Here is a 24276-nt window from a genome sequence, read left to right as displayed (position 1 = left end):
TACCTAATTTTTAGTATTTTTAGAGGTAAAAGGAAAACGTATATTTGAGAAAATAAAAAATATAAAAAATAAACATGAATAATTTTTTTTTAAAAATATGTAGTTTATTATTAATTACAACAACAGTTTTTTCACAAGAAGCAGCGTTTAACACAACATTAAATAATTTATCTTCAAAGATACAAACGGTACAAAATTCAAAACAAACTTTTACACAAGAGGTAATTTCTGAAACTCCTGGTGTTATTAAATTTAATTTAATAGCAACCGACACTAAAGGAAAAGTAAAAGAAAAAGCGTACGAATTTAATTTAGCTGATATAGATATAAATACAATAAAACCAGTAACATCAAAAGATGTTATTCAGGTTCAATTGATTGCTAATAAAAATCAAAAGATAATTAAAGAAGTAATAGATAATCAAAAAATTTCTTATTTAAATAGAATAAATATTTACGCATCTAATATTGACAATGCAAGAGAACTTACAGAGTTGTTAAAAAAAAATGTACCTGTTAGTCATGAAATAGTAAAAAACAGGTTGAGTTTAAATAATTATGACGATCGCTTAGCATGGCTAACTAAAAATATCGTTAATGTAGATTTGATTGAAAAAACCTATGCGCAATCATTGTCATTAAGTCAAACAGAAGTTGGTAATGTAACAATTGTAAGTACGTTATCAAAAAGTAAATCAAGTAAAACAATTCATTATCAGTTTAACTTGTCAAATATAAACCCTAATTCAATTTTCTTTAAAAGTAACGGAAGTGATTTTGTTTTAAAGTTGGAAACAAAAAGAAGGTTAAAAACAATTAAAGTTATTGAAGACGGAGCTCAGAAAAGTTATATTAATAAAATTGAAATTCAATGTAGCAGCGTAGAGAATGCTAGAGATTTGCAAAAAGTTTTACAAGACATTATACCTTTAGCATCAAAAGGCTTTAAAGAAAGTTTACCTAAAATAAACACTGTTAAAGAAGGGGTTAATTTAATTAATAAAAAAGTAAATGTAATAACAACGTTAAAACTAACATCACAACAATCTTTTATACCAAATTGTGTTACAACTTACACAAAAATTGAAGAGACAAGTAAAAAGAAAGATGATTATTTATATGATTTTAATTTAATTGATGTAAATAAAGAAGATATTGAAGTAGCAATAAAAGGAATTTCAGTTTATGTTATCGTTAAAACAACAGCAAAGCAAAAATTTATAAAATTAATTAAAAACGATGTACTGCAAAATTATACAAATAGTTTTGTAATAAGTTGTAGTAGTATCGAAGATGCTCTTTATACTCAATATATTTTAAAAAAAATAGTAAGTTTATGTAGTAAAGCTTACAAAAGTCAACCAAGTTTAACATCAAAAAACGAGGCTTTAACTAAGCTTACAAGTAATATTAAAAGTGTACAATTAGCTAAATTAACGTACGAACAAAAATTAGAACCTATTGAAAAAGACGGCGATAATGCTTTAAGGTTTACAAATATTGAGGTATCAGATAAAAAATCGAAAAATAATGTTCAAGAATTTAATTTATCAGATATAAACTCTAAATCGGTAAAAATTAAAATATCTAGTAAAAAGGTAATGGTTGAGTTTTTTACTAATTATCAAGAAAAAATAATTAAAACTTATGTAGATGGCGAAATTAAAAAGTATACCAATAAAGTAACTATTTATTGTAATACTATTGAAAATGCTAGAGAAACCGCCTCATTATTAAAGTATTTAACAATAAAAAAATAACTATTATATTACTATTCAAATAAATCGAGTAAAAAACCTGCTTTTAGCAGGTTTTTTGTTTATCAAACTATTATTTTTTTTACATTTATCTTTAGTAAAAAACAAGAAGAACCTAAATCGATTATCTTGAAAAGGTTAATTAAATATATAAATAGCTATGTAACTCTTGAAAAAGAAGAGTTGGATATAGTCTTATCTTTTTTTAAAAGTAAAACGTTATTAAAAGATAAATTTATAATGAAAAAGGAGCAAGTGGTAACTGATTACTACTTTATAGCCTCAGGAGGACTTATTATTTATGAAATTAAAGATGAGGTTCAGTATACAAGGTATTTAGCTTTTGAAAATGAATTTATAGGAGATATAACCAAAATTAAAAATAAAAAGCGCTCTAAATCTTATATAAGAGCTATTGAAAATACTGAGTTGTTTAGTATATCTCATCACGATATGGAAATTTTATACAACCGCTTTCCTCTCTGGCAAAAATTTGGAAGATTAGTATGGGAAGATGCATTTGCTAGTGTATTATACGGCATACATAACTTTCAAACTTTAACAGCAAAAGAACGATATTTAGATTTATTAAAACGTTCAGATTTAGTATTTAGAGTTCCACTAAAAGATTTGTCTTTATTTTTAGGAATCACCCCACAATCTCTTAGCAGAATTAGAAAAGAGATTAGTACAGCAAAACGACTACAAACTTCCTAAAAAAAATAAATTAAAAATATGTTAATTACCATTTGGTAATTTTACAAAAGCTATTTCGGGTAATATTTGTATTAAATTTAATTAATACAAATAAAATGATTCGTAAAAAAATAGTAATTGTAGCATTGTTTCTTATCTGTAAAATATATGGACAAGTAACGGGAGATGTTTTTGTTTTAAATGAAGATAGAGATCTATTCTATTTACATTATACCCCCGAAATACAGGACAACTCATCGTATGATTATCAAAGAATAAGTACCAAGTTAGGCATAACTCCAATAACGTTTAATAAACTAGCCTTATATAACACTATTGGGATGGACTATCATTCAATAATTTATAAGGATAATAAATTACCATTTCTTAGAGACAAAGAAAAATATTACAATGTAAATTATAGTTTATTAGCTCAGTATCGAATTTCAAGAAATTGGTCGGTAAACGCTTTATTTATGCCGCATGTCGTTGCAAATTTTAATGAGAAGATGACAACGGATGATTTAAATATTAATGGAATTTTATTTGCTGAAAAAAGGTTTAGTAGCAAAAGAAGTAATAATTATTATGTATTAACTTTTGGTGTTGGCTACTTAACATTGTCTGGTAAAACAACAATAAATCCAGTAGTAAACTTTATGGGTAACATTAATAATAAAATCACTTTTGCCATTGGTTTACCCAATACTTATGTGAAATATAATTTTAATAAAAAACATGCTCTTAAAGTTTTGGGAGATTTAAATGATTTTACTGTGAGTGTAAATAAACCTTTATTAGAAAACCAACCTAGATTAAAAATAGTTGATAGATCTGTTTTTACAACAGTTTCTGTAGGGCTAGAGTATAATTACTGGTTAACAAAAAATATTGGTCTTATGGTTAGAGGATCACATTCTGTTTACGAAAAATATGGTTTTGAAGATGTTGATGAGAATGAAATTTATAAGTACAATACTTCGCTAAGAACTTACCTGTCAGTTGGAATAAAAATTAACCCATTTCGCTAATTATTAAGATATGAAAAATCAACATTTAACAGTTAGTAATTTTACAACAAAGGCATTTTTATTAGCTGCAATTCCTGCTTATTTTTTTCCTTTAGTAATGTCTTGGTTTTCAGGATGGATTTTAAATAATCCGATTTTAATGAAAGCGAGTTACACAAGTATTGCAATACCATCATTAGTGGCAACAATAATTGTACACCTACTTTTACAACAAATGAAGTTTGTGCAAAAATTTCCTAAAAATAAATATGTACGAATAATGGTAATGACAGTATTAATGGTCGTTTTTTCTTTAGTAATAATTAAACTAACCAACTTAGAGGCTTATATGTTAGATATTATTCCTTCATCAATATTAGGAGCAATAATAACCACTTGGAAATTTTCTTTTAAAAATTAAAATACAATGAATTTAAAAACACCAACTATTGTTGTTTTTGGTGCAACAGGTACTGTAGGAACTGAAGTTTTAAAACAACTGAATAAGCAAAACTGTTTTGTAAGAGGAATATTAAGAAATACAACAAGAGAGGTTCCGATTGTTTTAAGTGGAGAGCATAACACGGTTACATACATTGCGGTAAACTTAGAGTCAAAACAGGAAATTAAAAGAGCTTGTATTAATTCTGATGCTATTTTTTTACTAACAGCAACTTCTCCTAATCAAGTAAGTTATGAAACAAATATAATTGAAGTAGCACAGGAGTTAAAAATTAAAAGAATTGTAAAATTATCAGCACCCGTTTTACCAAATAATGTGTACGTTGAGGTAGGTGATTGGCATAGAAAGATAGAGAAAAAGTTAGCAAATAGTGGTATTGATTATTGCCTTTTACAACCACATTCATTTATGCAAAATTGGCAACGAAACACTTTTACAATTAAACATTTTGGTAAAATTTTTGGAGTTATGGAAAATGCTAAAAGAAATTATGTAGATGCTAGAGATGTAGCAGATATAGCGGTACATTATCTATTAAAACCAACAAGTTTAAAAGGCGAAGCTATTCCTATTTCAGGACCAGAGGCAATATCTCATAAAAGTATGGCAAAAAGAATATCACATGTTACTAATGCAAAGGTTGTTTATGAAAACATATCTAGAGATGAATATATGAAGAAGTTAACAAAGCAAGCTAAATTGCCAACTTGGTTGGCACGACATTTAGTTGAAATAGATGTTTTAGCTATAAAATATGCTGAGCCAACAAATACTACCGTTACAGCAATTTTAAAACGTGAGCCTAGAATAATGGATGCTTACTTACAGGAGTCGCGTGATTTATTTATGGCTTCTAAATGGCGATTTTTTATGTAAAAAAGAAAATGTGAATTTAGTTTTAAAAAGTTTTTTTTTACATCTTTACGGTTATGAAAAAAGCATATTTTAATTGGAGTTCAGGAAAAGATTCGGCTTTTGCGTTGTATAAAATATTTACGCAAAAAGAATATCAAATAGAAAAATTGATAACCAATGTAAATAAAGATTATCAACGTGTTTCTATGCATGGTCTTCATAAAAATTTATTAGAAGCTCAAGCTGAAAGCATTGGCATTCCGTTAGAAAAAATTGAGTTTCCGGCAGATGTAACAATGGATTTGTATAATGAAAAAATGAAGAAAAAAACGGATGAATTAAAACAACAAGGGTTTAATTATGGCGTTTTTGGAGATATTTTTTTAGAAGATTTAAGAAAGTATAGAGACTCAAAACTTACTGAAGTAGGTATTACAGGTGTTTATCCGTTGTGGAAAAGAGATACCAAAGAGTTGTTAAGAGAGTTTTTGGCTTTGGGTTTTAAAACAATTACAGTTTGTGTGAATGCTAAAAAATTAGGGGAGGAGTTTGTTGGTAAAATTATTGATGAAGATTTTATAAACGAATTACCAGACGATGTTGATGTTTGCGGTGAAAACGGTGAATTTCATACTTTTTGTTTTGATGGTCCTATTTTTAAAAATCCGATTGAATTTGAAATAGGTGAGAAGCTTTTAAAATCATATACTTTAAAGAAAGATGATTCTCAAAATTGTCATACAAATACTAAAGAAAAGGTTAAAAATTATGATACTAGTTTTTGGTATTGTGATTTAATTTTAAAGGAATAGCAGTTTTTTAAACGTGTATCATAGATTTTTAGCCCTGATTGAAGCATTTGTTTGAGCTCTTTTTTTGATTTTTCTTCAAAAAAAAGCGAGTGCGAAAAGCGGGAAATAGCTTCAAATTATTTTAAAATAGGCTTGTTATTAGTTTTAAAATAGGTTCTGCTGGGGTGTTTAAATAGCATGGTTTACATTGGTTATACATAAATAAACAGTCTATTAAATCGGTTAGCATGTGTAGTAAAAGCCCGATGGCGATAATGTTATAGGGCTTTTTAAAAAAGAGTAAAATTAAGTAACCAAGCATAGCGTAATAGGTGTGTAGAAGGTGAAAACCGAAGCTACACCTGTCTACTTGAAATATTGGATTTGCTAATAAATGATCTAAATCTACCAGCATAGTTGCTACTAGGATTAGATATACTTTTTTCCAACTTTTGTTGTAAAAAAAATAGGCTATTATTAAAGGGAAACCAAAATGTAAAAAGTAGTGTGTAAAGGTTTGCATTGTTAAAATTTTTCAAAAACTCCTAAGCCAAATAAGGCAAAGTCGTATTTAACAGGGTCTTTAACATCAAACTCACGTAAGGTAATGTCTAACTCCGATAATGCTTTCCAGTCGTTTTGTTTTCGGTTTAAAATACCTAGTTTACGAGCAACATTTCCTGAGTGTACATCTAACGGACAGTGTAAATGTGCAGGATTGTGGGTTTTCCAAATGCCTAAATCTACTCCAGTATTATCGTTTCTAACCATCCAGCGAAGAAACATGTTAATTCTTTTTGAAGCTGAGCCTTTTAAAGGATCTGAAACATGTTTTAAGGTTCTTTGTTGATGTTGTATTTCAAAAAATATTTGTTTGAAATTATGAATTGCTAATTTATAATTATCTGTGTCTTTTGTTAATAAAACGGCTTCTAATCCGTTGTGATTTTGATAGATGTTTTTAAGTGATTTTATAAAAAATTTAAAATCATCTGCGTTAAAAGTACGGTGGACAAATCCATCAAAATTAGCCAAATCATCTTCGGAATGATTCATTACAAAATCATAAGGTGAATTACCAAGTAAATCGACCATTTTTAAGGAGTTTCGTATAATCATTTTCCGATTTCCCCAAGCTATGGTAGCGGCTAAAAAACCTGCTATTTCAATATCTTCTTTTAAAGAGAATTGATGCGGAATTTGGATAGGATCACTTTCAATAAAATCTGGATTATTATATTTTAGAACCTTTTCGTCAAGAAATTCTTTAAGTTCAGTTTTATTCATAATTAACTTATCTTGGAATCAAAACTAATAAAAACAAAAAAGACATAGTGGTAATCTTTTTGACTATACTTAAGGATTAATAGCATAAAAACTGAAAATGATAGCTGTTATTTATAATCAGAATTTTAACCTAAAGTGTTTTAATTAATTTGTTAACTTGTTGTTGGTTAAAGGTTACTATTATTCTACTATAATTCCGTCCTTCATTGTTAAAGTACGATCTGCCATGTTTGCCAATTCTTTGTTATGAGTAACCAGCACAAAAGTATGTCCAAATTTATCACGCAATTCGAAAAACAATTTATGTAGGTTTGCTGCCGCTGTTGAATCTAAATTACCTGAAGGTTCATCAGCAAAAATAACATCAGGTTTGTTTATTAAGGCTCTGGCTACTGCAACACGTTGTTGTTCACCTCCCGAAAGCTCATTTGGTTTATGGTTTTCTCTGTGAGATAAACCAAGAAAATGAAGTAGTTCTTTTGCCTTTTTTTCAGTTTCATTTTTTGATTTACCACCAATAAAAGCAGGGATACATACGTTTTCTAACGCTGTAAATTCAGGAAGTAATTGATGAAATTGAAATATAAAACCGATGTGTTTGTTTCTAAAAGAAGAAACTTCTTTATCAATTAAATTGTTTGTAGAAATGTTATTAATAAGTAGTTGGGAGTTTTGTTTTTTTTCAGCCTTATCTAAGGTTCCTAAAATTTGAAGTAAGGTAGTTTTTCCAGCTCCAGATGGCCCAACAATAGCAACAATTTCTCCTTTTTTTATATGAAGATTAACTCCTTTTAAAATTTCAACATCTCCATAGCATTTATGGATATTTTTAGCAACAATCATAGTTTTATATTCTGTGTAACGAATGTATAAAAAAGAAATCAGATACACTTTTAAAGTATATCTGATTTTAAATTTTAAGTGTTTTTTCTTCTTAAAAAATATTTTTTAAATTGTTATAATCAACAAAATAAACAAGACGGACTGAAAATGTATGCTGGTTAGCTTCTTTAAAAAGTTGATCTAAATTGTTAGCAAAATTATGACGCGCTTGGTCATTTGAATTAAAAATAGCGTTTCTATAAAATGCAATTATTTGACTACCTGGAGCAAATTGCCACACGTAGTTTAAATCTACATTCCAACGATTAAAATTTTTATCATGAATTTCTTGATAATTATTAGCTATTAATTCCCCATTATTTTTATCTAGGCTATAAAATTGAGATTCGTACGGAACTTTACTCCAATTATGGCGAAAAGAAAGTGATAATGAAGATTTGGCATTAAAACTATATTTACCTGTTAATGAATTATTGTAAGTAGTCCAATCTCTTTGCCCAAAAACGATTTCGTTTAAATGAGGAGCTAAAGCATTGTTATCATTTACGTCATCAGTATCTATCTTATTAACAAAACCTTGATCATTATTTGTTTTATTAAATCTAAAATCATAAACTAAAGAAAATTGATTGTTGAAACGATATCTTGGAGCTATTTTAAATCCATAGCCTTCTTTAGGGTTGTTTTTAAAAAAATTGTAGTACCAATCATAATCAATGGCGAACTTTTTTCGATAATCAGTAGAGCCCCAGTGGTTGATGTTTATTCTTTGAGGTCTTTTAAAATAAATACCACTTGTACTTCCTTCACGAGCTTCAAAAAAGTCTTTTCTTTCAGAATTAAAATTTATATTTCCACCAAAACCAAAGCGTTTGGTTGTTTGTGCGCTAAAAGATAAGCTAGCATTAGTGCCTGTATACGTACCTGGGTTGTGTAAAAAATTAATGTTATAGGAAGTACTTATTCTGTAATTATTAAAAATTCCTATCGGATTTAGTTGGTGGTATGCAGCAAAACCATAAATAGTTTGTTCGTTATTGCTAAATAAAATACCCATATCATTAGGGTTGTAATCTTTGTTTTCGAAATTATAACCAATTTCTCCACGCCAATTACCAGCATGTTTACCAATACTGGTATCAAATGTATATCCAGTATTAGGGTTGTCTATATCATCAGATATAGCACTCATTTTAAAAGAACCGTCAACATTATAAGTACTTTTTTTATCCTCTACATGCCATAGTAATCCGGTAACATTAGCATCTCTAAACCTGCCATCACGAGTAACGTTTGTGTTAATTAATGTTACAGATGAGTTTTTATTAAACTGTTGGTCTAATACTAATATATTATAGTTAGAAAAAGGATTTACCGTAGTTTTATAAGTACTTGTATTAGTAATAGTATCTAGTCCAATGATTGTTTTTTCAGTTCTTTCTACAGTTGCTTCAGTCTTCTCTGTTATAGCGTTAAAAAAACCAATACCTAAACCACCTTTTGTTCTCCCCGAAATTTTAATGGCATTTAACATTTGCACTTTTTCAGGAGCATCAATAATTTCGTCATTTACTTTTTTGTTATTAATAAAAGCATCGTCGTTTTCGCGTTCGCTTGCAAACTGATCAATAGGGCTGTTTCCAATTCTACGAGAGTAAAACAAGCGTCCTTTTGTAAAAAGCTCTGTTCCTTCTGTAAAAAATTGACGTTGCTCTGAAAACTGTTGTTCAAAAGGCCCTAAATTTAGGGTAACATTATCAAAAGCTACTTGACTAAAATCAGGAATTAAAGTAGCGTCTAAAGTAAAGTTTTCGGTAATACCGTATTTTACATCCATTCCTACACTCCAGTTAAAATCAGTTTTTCCTTCAAAAGTAGTTGTGGTAGCTGATGCATACGGGTAAAAATTTAAACGAGTAGGAGGTGTAATATTTTTTAAATTCTTTACTAATCCATCGTATTGCGTCCAAGTACCTTGTGTGTTGTCAATATGATTCCAAGTATAGCGAGCATTCAAATTACGAATATCTCTATGATAATTAATTCCCCAGTCTTGTACAGACTCGTTTGCGAAACGTAAAGCTCTGTATGGAATTTTCATTTCTACCACCCAGTTTTTCTTGTTAATTTTAACACTACTATCCCAAACAGCACTCCAATTATAATCTTCATTATTACCATTGTTAGATACTTTAGCGTCTAATTGAACTCCTGAGGCGGTAACAATAAACATGGTGGGGTTTTGCCCATCATCATTAGGATTTATCATTAGCATAAAAAAATCAGAATTTCCAAATCGATCTCTATTTGTAAACTCGGCAGGGACTTTACTTCCGTCAGGTGTGTGCATTAAAGCTGCAATATAAATTGCATCATCATCGTAGGTAAATTTAACCTCAGTTTTATGCGTAACAGGTTCTGGTTTTCCATTATTGGGTCGCATCATTACAAAATCTTTTGCAACAGGGGCTTTTTTCCAAACAACTTCATCTATAATACCGTCAATTTTAGGAGGGTACTCTAAACGAGTGGCATTAATTTTTTTTCTTGTCTGATTAATTTCTTGTGCACTAACTCCTTTATAAATAAATAGAATAGCGATTAGTAAATTATTAATTTTATACATAGTTGTTTAGATAGTATAGTAGAGTGCAAAAATATTTATGAAATCAACTTTTAAATCATAAATTAGTGTTAATTACTGTAAAGACATGTTAAAAAAAGCTTTGTTACAGTTAAAATATTAAATTAATAAGAAAATAAAAATTGTAATAATTATGCTAAATAGTAATGTATTATAAATTGAATTTGTATTTTTGTTCGACTTTAAAAATTCATATCTAATGAACTTACACGAATATCAAGGTAAAGAAATATTAAACAGTTTTGGAGTTCGTATTCAACGCGGAATTGTTGCAAATACACCAGAAGAAGCTGTTGAAGCAGCAAAGAAATTAACAGAAGAAACAGGTACAGGTTGGCACGTAATAAAAGCTCAAGTACACGCAGGTGGTCGTGGAAAAGGTGGTGGTGTTAAGTTGGCTAAAAATTTAGATGAGGTAAAAAGTATTTCTAATGATATTTTAGGAATGATGTTAATTACTCCTCAAACATCTGCAGAAGGAAAATTAGTAAATCAGGTTTTAATTGCTGAAGATGTATATTATCCTGGTGACTCTGAACCAAGTGAATTTTATATGTCGGTTTTATTAAACCGTGCAACTGGTAGAAATATGATTATGTATTCTACAGAAGGTGGTATGGATATTGAAACGGTAGCTGAAGAAACACCTCACTTAATTTTTACAGAAGAAATTGATCCAGCTTTAGGATTAATGCCTTTTCAAGCACGTAAAATTGCTTTCAACCTAGGTTTAAGCGGAGGAGCATTAAAAGAAATGGTAAAATTTGCTACGGCATTGTATACTGCTTACATCAAGTCAGATTCAGCAATGTTTGAAATTAACCCAGTGTTAAAAACATCTGATGATAAAATAATGGCTGTTGATGCTAAAGTTACTTTAGATGAAAATGCTTTATACCGTCATAAAGATTATGCCGCAATGCGTGATATTCGTGAAGAAAATCCTATTGAAGTAGAAGCAAAAGCTGCTGGTTTAAACTATGTAGATTTAGATGGTAATGTTGGATGTATGGTAAACGGAGCTGGTTTAGCAATGGGAACTATGGATTTAATTAAGCAGGCAGGTGGTGACCCAGCTAACTTTTTAGATGTTGGTGGTACTGCAGATGCACAACGTGTTGAAACTGCTTTCGGAATCATCTTAAAAGATCCTAACGTAAAAGCAATTTTAGTAAACATTTTTGGAGGAATCGTTCGTTGTGATCGTGTTGCTCAAGGTGTTGTAGATGCGTACAAAAACATGGGAGACAAAATTAATGTGCCTATTATTTGTCGTTTACAAGGAACAAATGCTAAAGAAGCAAAAGAATTAATTGATAATAGCGGAATGGAAATTATTTCTGCTACTGAGTTTCAAGAAGCTGCAGATAAAGTTGCTGAAGTTTTAGGAGCGTAAAAAATTAGTTTTTAGTTAAATATATTTAGAAAAAAACCTCACTTTTAAAGTGAGGTTTTTTTGTTGGTTATTATTTTTAAGATTTGTTATGTGTAGTATGTAATTTAGCAAATAAATCACATATCAAAAGTTCTTAAAAACTTTCCTAAGGTTAGATTAGTAATTAATTTTATAAAGTATTATGGTGTGTTTTTTAAAAAAAGGAATACCCAAATATTACTGAAAATGTATTATAATCAGAACTCCAAGCAATATAATCACTTAAAACTTCCCTACTTGTTTGATATCTCAATTCCAGACTATACTTATCATTATACCTATAACCTATACCAAATGCGAAGTTATTTCTTGTTTTGATTTCTAAATCTGTTCCAATACTATAATCAACAATGGAATTATTACTGAAATCAAAAATGAATGAACCATTAACGAACATTTTTGAGTTCTCATTTAAAAAAAAATAATGCCTTATACCAACGGGTATTTCAATTGATTTATAGTCAGCTTTAACATTACGATTTCTTGTTTCTTTTTCCGACTTATAATATTGATAAGTTGGCTCGATTATTAATGACCATTTATTTTTATTAAAAGGCATAATAAATTCTGCCTCAATACCAAATCGAAACCCGAACTCATTATCAAAATCTGTATCTCTAGAACTATAAATACTATTTTGAACTGAAAGAGAAGAATTATTAAAACCAGGTCGAATACTTAAATTAAATAAGTCTTTTTTCTGTTTTTCTTCATAATTGGTATTTTTTTCACCGTTACATTCGTTATATTCTACAAAAAAATCAACTATGTCATTTTTTTGATAACTTAGATTTTCAACTTTGTTTATTTTCAAATTTGGACATTTTAGGTTATTCCAAAGTTGATTCTTAAACCTATTATTCTTACCAATTTGATTATTCGGAGTTTTGTAGGATTTGAAAATTAATTGTTCAATAGCCGAATTTTCTTTGTTAAAAAAGAATCTTCTCAAATTTCCATCTTCTAATAGATACAAGTTTGCTTTACCTTCAATTAATACTTTTAAAAAAAGTTTCTCTTCTTTAAATATAGGGTTTCTATCATAACTTAATTTTTTGATATCCTCACTGGACCTATCAATATTTACAATGCTCCTGACGTATTTTGAAATATTATTAATACCAAATTCTTTAATTGATTCTATAGTTTTTTTTTTCGATTCGCTATTTTCGGATAGTTTATATTCAAATTGAGTTGGATTATTTTTCCAATCAATATTTTTGATTAAACAATTGGTTTTTTGATTACTGTTATCAATGTAATATCCTTTCTCAAAAGAAATCTGTGAATAACAATTAAAACTTAAAATAGTTATTAAAAGGAATAAGAGTTGTTTTTTCATTTTCATTTTTAATTAGTTAATTTTGTCTAAATGTTAAGATATCCATTATTTCAATGATGGATATCGTTCAATTACGAAGTTACTTGATTTTACTTTAAGAATCAATCCAAATATTTCTACAAACTCTTCCTTAAAACTGCAATTTCATCACGCAATTGTGCGGCAATCATAAAATCTAAACTTTTGGCAGCTTCTTCCATTTGTTTACGTTTGGCACGAATACGTTTTTCTATTTCTTCTTTTGGTAAGTATTCTAAATCTTGTTCAGCAGCTTTTTGTATAGCATTGTCATACTGATAGGTAGCTGTGGTATCTTTAGAAAGTGTATTGTCTAATTTTTTATTTATTTGTGTAGGTGTAATTCCGTTTTTAGTATTGTAGTTAATTTGTTTTTCACGCCTACGGTTGGTTTCGTCCATAGTTTGTTGCATACTATTGGTAACTTTATCGGCATATAAAATGGCAAGTCCGTTTACATTTCTTGCGGCTCTACCAACAGTTTGTGTAATAGATCGATGGCTACGTAAAAAACCTTCTTTATCGGCATCTAAAATAGCTACTAACGATACTTCAGGTAAATCCAATCCTTCACGAAGTAGGTTTACACCAATTAAAACATCAAATATACCTTTACGTAAATCTTGCATTATTTGCACACGCTCTAAAGTATCAACATCCGAATGTATATAACGACAGCGAACCTGTATTCTGGTTAAATATTTAGCCAATTCTTCTGCCATTCGTTTGGTTAAAGTGGTAACCAAAGTACGTTCATCTTTTTCTACACGAATTTGAATTTCTTCTATTAAATCATCAATCTGATTTAAACTTGGTCGCACTTCTATTACAGGATCTAATAATCCGGTAGGGCGAATTACTTGCTCTACAAAAACACCTTCAGTTTTTTGTAGTTCATAATCAGCAGGCGTTGCAGAAACATAAATTACTTGGTTTTGTAACAATTCAAATTCATCAAATTTTAATGGACGATTGTCCATCGCGGCAGGTAAACGGAATCCGTATTCTACTAAATTCTCTTTTCTACTTCTGTCACCACCATACATGGCATGTGTTTGCGGAATGGTAACGTGGCTTTCGTCAATCACCATTAAATAATCTTCTGGGAAATAATCTAACAAACAGAACGGGCGCGTACCAGGATCTCGACCATCTAAATAACGAGAATAGTTTTCGATACCAGAACAATACCCTAATTCACGAATCATTTCTAAATCGAATTCGGTACGTTCTAACAATCGTTTAGCTTCTAGATGTTTACCTATTTCTTTAAAATAATCAACCTGTTTAACCATGTCTTCCTGTATTTTATGAATCGCATTTTGCAATACATCAGGCGAGGTAACAAACAAGTTAGCAGGGTAAATGGTTAGTTCGGTTAATTTTTCAATTATTTGGTTGTTCTCTATATTAAAAGTTTCAATTTCTTCAATTTCATCACCAAAAAAATGCACACGATAACCGCTATCTCCGTATGAAGGATAAATAGTGACCACATCACCTTTTACTCTAAAAGTTCCGCTTTTTATCTCTATTTCAGTCCTAGAATACAAACTGGTAACTAGTTGATGTAAGAATTTTGTGCGCGAAATTTGCTGATCTACTTCAATCGGAATTACATTTTTCTTAAACTCATTCGGATTTCCGATACCGTACAAACAAGAAACTGATGCAATTACAATAATATCTCTACGTCCCGAAAGTAGGGAAGAAGAAGTACTAATTCGTAAGCGTTCTATTTCATCATTTATAGATAAATCTTTCTCAATAAAAGTGCCCGTAACAGGAATATAAGCTTCTGGTTGATAGTAATCATAATAAGAAACAAAATACTCTACAGCATTGTTCGGGAAAAATTGCTTAAACTCAGAATATAATTGAGCAGCTAATGTTTTGTTATGCGCCAATACCAAGGTAGGGCGATTTACTTCGGCAACAACATTGGCAACGGTAAAGGTTTTACCAGAACCAGTAACACCCAATAATGTTTGGTGTTTTTCATTGGAGTCTAGCCCATTTACTAATTGTTTTATTGCTGTAGGCTGATCGCCGGTAGGTTTAAAATCTGAGTGTAATTCAAAGTCCATACAACAAAAATACGGATAGTTTTATTGATATACTATTGATGATTTGTTGAGATTTTACTTATGGTTTAATTGTGATAATTATAAATTTTACGATATTTTATTGGAGTAAATATCATGAATTATTAAAAATTAAAAAGAGTTGTACAATTATTTTTGATAATTTATCATAAAAAAACCTAACGAAAAATATTCATTAGGTTTTGTGTGAGTCATTAAAAATAATGTTGCACTTATTTTCTTAAAAGAGAAAAATGCCCTTGATGTTGGTGAATTTTACCTTTTCGGTCAACTAAATAAATTTTAAACCAGTAATCATTAGATGGTAACAATTTGCCTTTATAGGTTCCATTCCACCCCTGATTGTCAATAGGAATAATAGCTACAATTTTACCATATCGATCAACAATTGTAATGTTGCTTGAAGGATAAAAACTAGAATTAGCTCCTTTAATTTTCCAAGTATCATTTTTTCCATCTCCGTTAGGAGTTAAAAATTTAGGATATTCAATAACTGATATTTCTATAGTGGCATCGGGCTGACATCCATTTTTATCTCTAACAAAAACAGTATAAAAACCTCCTGAAATGTTATCAAATAAAGGTTCGTCTTGAAAACCTGTTATATTGTTATCTTCATCAGTAATAGCAAACTCGTAATCACCAATTCCTAAATTTTGATTTTCAGTAATTATTTTAATTGAATAATTATCTAATCCACTATTATTTGTGTCGTCAACAATAACAATATCATCATTTGTTAAAGTTGGGTTTATAGATTCATTTACTACAATTTCTCTACTTCTTTTACAACTAGTTCCGTCTTGCATAGTTGCGGTAACAACATAGGTTCCGCCTACTGTAACGTCATAAAAAGCATTGGTACTTAAAACAGTAGGGTTGCCTTTTAGTGTCCATTCATAACTATAAGTAGCATTAGGATTTATAGGTTCTAATCTTGTTTGAGGATTATTTAAACATACAATAACAGGACTATATACTATGAAATCTGGCAACGGATTTATGATGATGTTAAAAGTTAAATTGTTATTAACACATGAAGTTTTATCATTTTTAACCCTAACATATATCGTTTGATTGTTTGCAGTATTTTCATATTTGTTTTCATCAAGTGGGTTTGCTCCCGACTCAACATCCGATAAATTTTCATGAAAGGTAACGGTAAAATTACTGTGTTCGCTTGTAGGATAGTTTACAAGTATTTCTGTTGTTTTATTTTTAAGTGTAATATCTCCGTTTATTCCGTTAGCATCATCTAAAAAAGAGTCTGATTTATTATCACAATCTGTATAATTTGTGATATTTAAAGGAATAAGAGGTTCAGGATATATCACTAATTGTAAAGTAGCAATACCATATCTACAATTGGTGTTTTTGTTAAGAATACTAATATAAATTAATTCAGTTGCTGGTGCGTCAGTTGAAAAATCAGCAGGAAAGTTTGTGTGTGCAGGATCGTTAGTGTAATTTGTTTTATTGAGAGGCGACACTCCATCAATAGCATCTTGGTTAGTTCTGTGATATGTAATTTCAAATAAGGCAGGGTCTCTACCATTAAGAACATCGATATCTCTTTCAGATAAATTAATATTTTGCACAATTCTATTTCTAGAATCGCCATCACCTGATGTTATAACATCACAAATTTCTAGGTCAGGAATAGGGTTTGTTATAACTGGTAAAGGATTTATAATGATGTCAAAAGTTAGGTGGTCATTAAAACATCCGGTATCATTATTCTCAACACGAACATAAATGGTTTCTATATCTCTTGTTTGATTTGTATAATTGGTATCATTTGAAATGGGAGCATTTCCAGAATTAGCATCAGTAGGGCTAGTATGAAAAGTAACGGTGTAATCTGATGGTACTTGTGAAGTTCCTAAAATATTATTAACACTATCTCTTAAATTGATATCAATATTTTTACCATCATTATAGGTTCCACTAGCAAAGTCATCACAATACTCAAAATTTGCAACATTATTAGCAACAGGTATTGGCTTTACTTCAATAGTAAAGCTTCCCAAGCCTTCACAATTGTTGTTTGTTTTATCAATTATTTTAACATATAATGATTGTGGGGTGGTTGCAGGTATATTTTTATTACGGTAATTAGAAATATTAGTTATATTGTTAGTTACAGCGTCTCTATCAGCTATGGTTTCAAAAATTAAAACCGTTAAGTTGGCTCTATTAGCAGCAGGGAAAGTAGCTTTGATGTCAGGTTCAACAGAGCTTAAGTCAAAATTGGTAATTCCGTCAGTATCACTATTGCTAGCAGTATTATTTCCATCAGCATCTAAATAATCATCACAATTAGCAAATTCTTTAGGATAAATAACATCGGCTTGATAACCTACCGTAATTTTTATTTCAGATATTTGAGAACAGCCTTTATCAGAAATTGTTCTAACCCAAATAATATCTCCATCAGTAACAGGATGATTTGTTTGGTTGGTTATTTCGGCTGTATCGTTTATAGCGTCATTTTTAGTAGGGTAATATTTAAAAGTTTCATTTATATGATTGGTTGAGATATTTGTCTCTGCTAAAGTTAGGTTAATATTTGTGCTTAAATCAGTATCGGTATCGCATTGATTTAAGGTAATATTGGTTGTTATTGGAAGTGGTAAAAAATTAATAACAACATCGTCAGTAGCTTTATTACCTAAATTATCAGTAATTATACTTTTGTATGTTCCTGAAAGATTGTTGTTAATACTTAAAGTAGCATTGTTTTCTCCAGTAATTGTTGTAAATCCGCTACCAGTATCTACTTGCCATTCATAATTAGTAACGGTTCCAACGGTAGGGGTACCATCTAAAGTAACAGTAGTTCCATCACAAATATCTTGATCAGGACCTAGCTCTCCAGAAACAATTGAGCAATCAGTTGTTCCAGCACCAATTCCAGCATAATTAGTTTGTTCTAGTTTAATTTTACCTGTACCATTATCAAAGTTTGTTATTAATAAAATGTAAAACTCACCTGCTTGCGCATTAGTAATGGTAAAGTTTTCTCTACCAGAACCAGAATAACTACAATCAATAATATTGGTGTTATCTAAATTATTAGTGTAAAAAACAGGAGAGAAAACATTATCAGGACACGGTATTGAATTTCCACTACTATCTAAACATTCTTTAGCTAAGGTTGTACAGTTAGAATCTGAAGTAGAAAAAGGTCCCCAAGCTGCAAAATCAACATCAAGAGCAGATCCTATAGGGTTACCACTTGCATCAAAATCGGTAGATTGAATAATTTCAAACTCTAAATTTCCGGTTGATTCCACTTTAATATAAAACCAAGAAGGGTTAGGGGTTGTATATAAACAAGCAATATTACCAGTACCAGAAGTGTTTGTTGTATTGTTAAATATTTTTACACCATTATTATCCGAACACATAGGCTCAGAAGTGTCACAAGTAGTACCACCGTCTTGAGAGAGAATGATTGAAGGAAATAAAATTAATAATAAAAAAATGATTTTTTTCATAGCGAGAAAAATAAAAGTTTTGAGGAGGTAAATATAAGTCTAGTTTATTTTTTAAGAAGAGAAAAATGACCATTTTTTTCACGAACTAGACCATTGACGTTAATTAGTTTTGCGTTATACCAATAATCATTAGATGGTAGAACTGTACCATTGTATGTCCCGTCCCATCCTGTTGAGTTTTTATCAGTTATTTTTTTAATTAATTTTCCATATCTATTAAAAATTTGAACGTTGACAACTGTATAATAGTTATTATTAATGCCTAAAATATTCCAAGTATCATTATACCCATCGTTATTTGGAGTAAAATGACGTTGAAAATAAATTATAGAAATTTGGTTAGAAGATGTAATTCCACATCCATTTCGATCTCTGATTGATATAGTATTTAAACCAGGAGGGATATTTGTGAAAGTGTGAGATAAGTTTTCTTTTCCTTTTACAAAATCACTAAGATTTGTACTGTTTAAAGCATATTCATAATCACCAATACCATCTATAGTAATTTCAATTTTATTATTGTTAAGTATATCGTTGTCATCAACAGATGTTATTTTTACAACTAAAGCTTGGTTAGATTCTTTTACAAAAAAAGTATTATACCCTATGTAAGGGTTGGTTATATTAGGGTGGTTTCGATAAGCTTCCACTTTATATTCTCCCGCAGAAGTAGCATTATGTATAGCTGATGTTTCACCAGAGATTAAGATATTGTTTAAATACCATTTATAAGTGTCAGTAATAATACCTGTATCAGCGTTTAATAAAACAGTTTGAAGTTGAGGATTTTTTCTAGGGTTATCAATACATAAAATAGTTTCACTTAAATCACCTTGAGGAGTAGGTAGTTTTTCAACAAAAATTTTAAAATTACCTACCGCTTCACAGGAATTAACCCCTTTATTTGAAATTCTTACGTATATATCTGAGTTGTCCGTAAAAAATTCATCTTCGTATGGCGGTAAAATTTGATTTATTTGTAATGAAGCATCTTCAGGAGTACGATAATATTGAAAATCATGAGTTATTTCAGATAATGCTCCTAGAATTGGTTATTATTTGTTGGGTTTTTAATGAAAAATCAAAAATACCATTATTAGAACCAATACTAAATTGTGCATTTAAGGTTAATGCACTTTCATCTAACTCGGGAATATATTCATTGGTATAAGAAGTTAAACCAGTAGGGTTTACCTGTAAGTTGATTGTTGCTGTTTGATAACAATTTGTTATGGTGTTTGTAGCTCTTACTACTATTGAATGATTGATTGAAACACTATTTGTATAATTTGTTTTATTTAAAGGTGACAAGAAATTATTATCTGATGTTTCGAAAAAATCGAATAATATATTTGTAGTATCGTTTACTAAATTATTTTCTAAATGTTGAAGATTAAAAGAGGTAAACCCATCAACAGGGTTGCTGTCAAAATCACATTGAATATAGGTTGGTATATTGTTAATAGTAGGTTTAGGTTCGAAATAAATTTGAACTTTTCCGGTAAATGTTTTTTTACAATCTGAAGTAGATTCTATTTTAACTTCATATAATCCACTACCAAAATTGGTGCTATCAATTGTTAATGATCTGGTTGTTGCAATTTCAGCCCCATCTTTATACCAAGTATAGGTATCGGTAAGATCATTTTTTTCAGGTTCAATCTCGTAAGTTTCTCCAATACAGAATATTTGAGTAGCATTGGTTAAAATTTCGTTTGTTGCTTTGTTAACTATATTTACTGGAGCAAAAAAAGACTGTATAAAAGGAGGCAATCCTTGTGATGATATTGCACCTTCTAAAAAAACAGCATTTGGATTAAATATAATGTTTGCGGCTGCATCTTCTGGATTTTGAATAGCTCCTAAGTGTGTTTTATCAGGTATTGAAGCGTAAATTTTTCCATCCGGTCCTAACTGTAAAGCTCCTCGGTATCCAATACCTGACCAAACAGTTGTTTTGGAACTCGATATATTTGTATTTAATAAATCGTATTGAAGAATATTAAAAGTGCCAGAGTTTTGTTTATATGTAGAGGTGTATAATTTTGTTGAATTTTGTGAAAACTCTACTCCATAAGGGCTTCCGTCTGAATGTCCATTGGTTAGAATTTGACCGTTAGAGGTTATTTTTCCAGTAATATTATTAAAATCATATAAAACAAATCGACCACTTTCGTCATTTGTATAATCAGCTAACGCTATTTTAGTTCCATCAGGAGAAGCTTTTAAATAACCTCTTTTATCGTTTAAAAAATATGATGATAATGAAATAACTGGAGCAGTATTTTTTACACCATCTTTATCAATTTTATAAGCATAAAAAGTGTTTTGTACTATAGAAAGAATCCAAAATTCGGTACAGTTTTTTCCTTGAACTGCTGTTACTTTTTCTGACCAAGTTAAATCTTTTCCATCAGAAAGGTTTATTGGTCCATTAGTGATTTCACCTCCATCTCCTTTTGATATATCAATTGTATAAAAATTAAAACCAGGGTTAGTAGGGTAGGTGCTATTGTTTCCAACATAATCTGTTCCTACTGTAAAAATGTAATAAATGTCTTTATTTTCAGGGTTTGGAACAATTAAACCTGATTGTGTACTTGAAGGATTTCCTTGTAAATTATTAGCAAGTGAACCACTTGAATATTTCATTAATTCATGGTTCTTTGTCCAAACATTTATTCCATCTGAATAAAACAAAAGATTTCCGTTTTCATCAGCAATAGAAGAACAACCTTCATCGGTATTTAATAATCCATTATTTAAAGAAGTAACAATGTTATTATTAAAGTTTATCCCAGCATTCCTTCCAAAAAACCAAAAATTAGCTTCTTTTTGACTGTGTATGGTAAATGAGGTAAATAAGACTAATAATAATAGTGTTTTCTTCATTGTAGAAGTAATTTATGTTATGATAAAACAGCTAAACTACTTAATACCCTCTATAAATCTCTTTTTTTTAACAAAAAATATGAAGCATATATAAAAATAGATATCCAAACAAGAACAATTACAATATTAAGAAAACTAACAGTATAATCTTTCGTGAAATTTTCACCTATTTGATTTGCTACAGATTTAACAGCACCTAACCTTGTAAAGGGTTCTTTAATTAAGTTTGCCATTGCTTCAAGCGGAAAAAATTGCATGATTGAGTTTACAGCTTCTTCAGTGCTTGTTTTTAAATCTTTAAATGTCCAAAATAAATACCCTTTAAAAATGCTTTCTATAATTAACCACACAATCATTGCGGCAACAGCAAAGGCAGATCTTTTAATTAATATGCCTAAAAATAATCCGAAAGAAAAGAAGCCTACTAGTTTAATAAAAAAAGCAACTAAGTAACTTAGATTTGAGAAAATTATTGAAAGTTCATTAAAATCAGAATATAAAGCACCTAATATTAATGAAATAACAAAAACAAAAAGAGTTGATACTAATGCAAAAACGATTACGGTATAAAATTTAGAAAGGATAAATTCTTTTTTACTTAAACCATCAATTAAGTTTTGTTTTAAGGTTTTGTAACTGTATTCATTTGCCATCATAGATACTATTACCAGTAGTAAAAAAAACTTAAAAATGGCTGCCATATAGGTGTTAAAGTGCCAAATGTATGGAAAGTTAAAAATACCTTGGTCTGCTAAATGAAATTTTATAGGGCCGATATCAAATTTGATAGCAGCTATTAATGCAACTGAAGTTAGTAGTGCAAAATAGATGATTGAAAGTATTTTACTAGCTTTATTGTATCTTAATTTATGAAATTCTATATATAAAAGGCGTAACATAATAGTTGAATTAGTTGTTGTTTGTTAAATCTAAAAATTGTTGTTCTAAGCTAAGTTTACGCTTAACTAAATGCGATACAATTACTCCGTTATCATATAAGTATTTGTTTAATTGTGATGCTGAAATTTCGTTTTCTAAACGGGCAGTAACTAAATCTCCTTCAACATCAACAGTGGCAATTTCATAATAGTTTTTTAAAACATTAACTAATTTATCAATATCGTCATCGGTTTTTACTTCTATAACTCCGTTTGAAACAACCATGTTGTCTACACTACCGCTGTATAGTTTTACTCCGTTTCTAATAATAAGAACGTGGGTACAAACTTTTTCTACTTCATCAAGTAGGTGAGATGCTAATAAAATAGTAGTTCCGTTTTTGGCAATATTTTTTATGATTTGACGAATTTCGTGGATTCCTTGCGGATCTAATCCATTGGTAGGTTCGTCTAAAATTAATATTTCAGGATCGTTTAACAAGGCCGATGCAATTGCCAAACGTTGTTTCATCCCTAAAGAATAGGTTTTAAATTGGCTGTTTCTTCTTTCGTAAAGGTTTACTATTTTAAGTTTTTCTTCAATTTTATCAGCTGAAACCCCTTTTATTTTACAAATTAATTGTAGGTTTTGAACTGCTGTCATGTAAGGATAAAAGTTTGGACGCTCAATAATAGCTCCTACTTTTTTTAAAGCTTCATGTGTAGATAACTTTCCATCAAACCAACTAAAATTACCAGATGTTTTGTTTACTACATTTAAAATAATACCTAAGGTGGTTGATTTTCCACTTCCGTTAGGGCCAAGAATACCGTATACATTTCCTTTTTGAATATCAAAAGATAGATTATTTACAGCATGAACTTTACCGTATTTTTTATCGAGGTTTTTTATTGATAAAATGGTTTCCAAATTTTTCGGTTTTGTTGATTATAGATATTAGACGAATGACAAAAATTATTGTTACAATTTATAAAAAAGAAAAGACTTCCAATAAAAAGGAAGTCTTTAGTTAAAAATTACTTATAAGGTGTTATATTTTTTCAATTAATCGAAAGCCTTCACCGTGAATGTTAAGAATTTCAACATTTTCATCAGCCTTTAAATATTTACGAAGCTTAGCTATATATACATCCATACTACGAGAAGTAAAGTAATTATCGTCTCTCCATATTTTTGTTAATGCTAATTCACGTGGCATTAAATCGTTTTTATGAACGGCTAACATTCGTAATAATTTACTTTCTTTTGGTGAAAGTTTTTGAGCTTCTTCACCTTTAAATGATAAATGTCGAAGTTTTGAGTTAAAATCAAATCCACCAATCTTAAATTCAAACTCGTCTGAATCACTAGATTTTTCGTTTTCCTTACGTTGTAAAATTGCTTTTATTTTGTGTAATAAAACTTCAGAGTCAAAAGGTTTGTTTAAGTAATCATCAGCACCTACTTGGTATCCTCTTAAAACATCTTCTTTTAATGTTTTGGCGGTTAAAAAGATAATAGGGACTTCTTTATTACTAACACGAATATCTTGCGCTAAAGAAAAACCATCTTTACGAGGCATCATAACATCTAAAATGCACAAATCATATTCACCATTTTTAAACATAATTAAACCGTCGATACCGTCTTTAGCATGTGTTACATTATAATCATTTAAAGCTAAATAATCTTTAAGGACTGTTCCAAAATTTGGATCATCTTCTACTAATAATATTTTTTTACTTCCCATTTTCTTTAT

Annotated in this window: 19 protein-coding genes; 7 read left to right on the top strand and 12 right to left on the bottom strand. The window is 29.6% G+C overall.

The window, feature by feature from the left end; all coding sequences use genetic code 11:
* Nucleotides 1-74: 74 nt before the first annotated feature.
* From BA195_RS08270 to BA195_RS08245, 6 genes are all read left to right on the top strand, one after another.
* The gene (locus BA195_RS08270; RefSeq protein ID WP_068704367.1) at nucleotides 75-1760 is read left to right on the top strand and encodes a hypothetical protein; all 1686 of its coding nucleotides are present in this window, start codon (nucleotides 75-77) and stop codon (nucleotides 1758-1760) included.
* A 126-nt stretch (nucleotides 1761-1886) separates the two neighbouring features.
* Nucleotides 1887-2474 carry a Crp/Fnr family transcriptional regulator gene (locus BA195_RS08265; protein ID WP_068704365.1) on the top strand — a complete coding sequence of 196 codons (588 nt, stop codon included), beginning with the start codon at nucleotides 1887-1889 and terminating at the stop codon, nucleotides 2472-2474.
* 95 nt (nucleotides 2475-2569) lie between these two features.
* Nucleotides 2570-3484, top strand: a complete 915-nt coding sequence (locus BA195_RS08260) for a DUF6268 family outer membrane beta-barrel protein (protein ID WP_068704363.1) — start codon at nucleotides 2570-2572, stop codon at nucleotides 3482-3484.
* 10 nt (nucleotides 3485-3494) lie between these two features.
* Nucleotides 3495-3884 (top strand): hypothetical protein, encoded by a 390-nt coding sequence (locus BA195_RS08255; protein ID WP_068704361.1) that lies wholly within the window; start codon nucleotides 3495-3497, stop codon nucleotides 3882-3884.
* A gap of 6 nt (nucleotides 3885-3890) precedes the next feature.
* On the top strand, nucleotides 3891-4802 hold the full coding sequence (locus BA195_RS08250; protein WP_068704359.1) for an NmrA family NAD(P)-binding protein: 912 nt from the start codon (nucleotides 3891-3893) through the stop codon (nucleotides 4800-4802).
* A 53-nt stretch (nucleotides 4803-4855) separates the two neighbouring features.
* The gene (locus tag BA195_RS08245) at nucleotides 4856-5593 is read left to right on the top strand and encodes a Dph6-related ATP pyrophosphatase (protein WP_068704356.1); all 738 of its coding nucleotides are present in this window, start codon (nucleotides 4856-4858) and stop codon (nucleotides 5591-5593) included.
* Between the two features lie 121 nt (nucleotides 5594-5714).
* Here BA195_RS08245 and BA195_RS14545 read toward each other — a convergent pair whose 3' ends face one another.
* The 4 genes from BA195_RS14545 to BA195_RS08225 all read right to left on the bottom strand — a co-directional run bounded on the left by BA195_RS14545 (nucleotide 5715) and on the right by BA195_RS08225 (nucleotide 10328).
* The gene (locus tag BA195_RS14545) at nucleotides 5715-6095 is read right to left on the bottom strand and encodes a DUF6122 family protein (RefSeq protein WP_084443130.1); all 381 of its coding nucleotides are present in this window, start codon (nucleotides 6093-6095) and stop codon (nucleotides 5715-5717) included.
* 2 nt (nucleotides 6096-6097) lie between these two features.
* Nucleotides 6098-6859 carry a TIGR02757 family protein gene (locus tag BA195_RS08235; protein ID WP_068704354.1) on the bottom strand — a complete coding sequence of 254 codons (762 nt, stop codon included), beginning with the start codon at nucleotides 6857-6859 and terminating at the stop codon, nucleotides 6098-6100.
* Between the two features lie 180 nt (nucleotides 6860-7039).
* Nucleotides 7040-7702, bottom strand: a complete 663-nt coding sequence (locus BA195_RS08230) for an ABC transporter ATP-binding protein (RefSeq protein WP_068704353.1) — start codon at nucleotides 7700-7702, stop codon at nucleotides 7040-7042.
* A gap of 91 nt (nucleotides 7703-7793) precedes the next feature.
* On the bottom strand, nucleotides 7794-10328 hold the full coding sequence (locus BA195_RS08225; protein ID WP_068704352.1) for a DUF5916 domain-containing protein: 2535 nt from the start codon (nucleotides 10326-10328) through the stop codon (nucleotides 7794-7796).
* Nucleotides 10329-10545: 217 nt separating this feature from the next.
* On the opposite strand from BA195_RS08225, the gene sucC reads away from it, so the two are divergent.
* Nucleotides 10546-11742: an ADP-forming succinate--CoA ligase subunit beta gene (sucC, locus tag BA195_RS08220; RefSeq protein WP_068704350.1), complete on the top strand. Its 1197-nt coding sequence runs from the start codon at nucleotides 10546-10548 to the stop codon at nucleotides 11740-11742.
* Between the two features lie 193 nt (nucleotides 11743-11935).
* Here the strand turns inward: sucC and BA195_RS08215 are convergent, their stop codons facing one another.
* The 8 genes from BA195_RS08215 to BA195_RS08180 form a co-directional block, all read right to left on the bottom strand.
* A complete protein-coding gene (locus BA195_RS08215; protein ID WP_245662335.1) occupies nucleotides 11936-13129 on the bottom strand; it encodes a porin family protein in 1194 nt (397 codons plus the stop codon).
* A gap of 110 nt (nucleotides 13130-13239) precedes the next feature.
* The gene (gene uvrB / locus BA195_RS08210; protein ID WP_068704348.1) at nucleotides 13240-15228 is read right to left on the bottom strand and encodes an excinuclease ABC subunit UvrB; all 1989 of its coding nucleotides are present in this window, start codon (nucleotides 15226-15228) and stop codon (nucleotides 13240-13242) included.
* A 230-nt stretch (nucleotides 15229-15458) separates the two neighbouring features.
* Entirely contained in the window at nucleotides 15459-18746 is a 3288-nt protein-coding gene (locus tag BA195_RS08205; RefSeq protein WP_068704346.1) for a T9SS type B sorting domain-containing protein, read from the bottom strand.
* A 44-nt stretch (nucleotides 18747-18790) separates the two neighbouring features.
* Nucleotides 18791-19396 (bottom strand): T9SS type B sorting domain-containing protein, encoded by a 606-nt coding sequence (locus BA195_RS14390; protein WP_068704344.1) that lies wholly within the window; start codon nucleotides 19394-19396, stop codon nucleotides 18791-18793.
* A gap of 379 nt (nucleotides 19397-19775) precedes the next feature.
* On the bottom strand, nucleotides 19776-21638 hold the full coding sequence (locus BA195_RS08195) for a hypothetical protein (RefSeq protein ID WP_068704343.1): 1863 nt from the start codon (nucleotides 21636-21638) through the stop codon (nucleotides 19776-19778).
* Nucleotides 21639-21688: 50 nt separating this feature from the next.
* Nucleotides 21689-22537 carry an ABC transporter permease gene (locus tag BA195_RS08190; protein WP_068704342.1) on the bottom strand — a complete coding sequence of 283 codons (849 nt, stop codon included), beginning with the start codon at nucleotides 22535-22537 and terminating at the stop codon, nucleotides 21689-21691.
* Between the two features lie 10 nt (nucleotides 22538-22547).
* Nucleotides 22548-23447 carry an ABC transporter ATP-binding protein gene (locus tag BA195_RS08185; RefSeq protein WP_068704340.1) on the bottom strand — a complete coding sequence of 300 codons (900 nt, stop codon included), beginning with the start codon at nucleotides 23445-23447 and terminating at the stop codon, nucleotides 22548-22550.
* Nucleotides 23448-23568: 121 nt separating this feature from the next.
* Nucleotides 23569-24267, bottom strand: coding sequence for a response regulator transcription factor (locus tag BA195_RS08180; protein ID WP_068704338.1), 699 nt, complete (start codon nucleotides 24265-24267; stop codon nucleotides 23569-23571).
* Between the last annotated feature and the right edge of the window lie 9 nt (nucleotides 24268-24276).

The sequence above is a fragment of the Tenacibaculum soleae genome (assembly GCF_001693415.1).
Classification (GTDB): domain Bacteria; phylum Bacteroidota; class Bacteroidia; order Flavobacteriales; family Flavobacteriaceae; genus Polaribacter; species Polaribacter soleae.
This window is presented reverse-complemented; position numbering and strand designations above follow the sequence as displayed.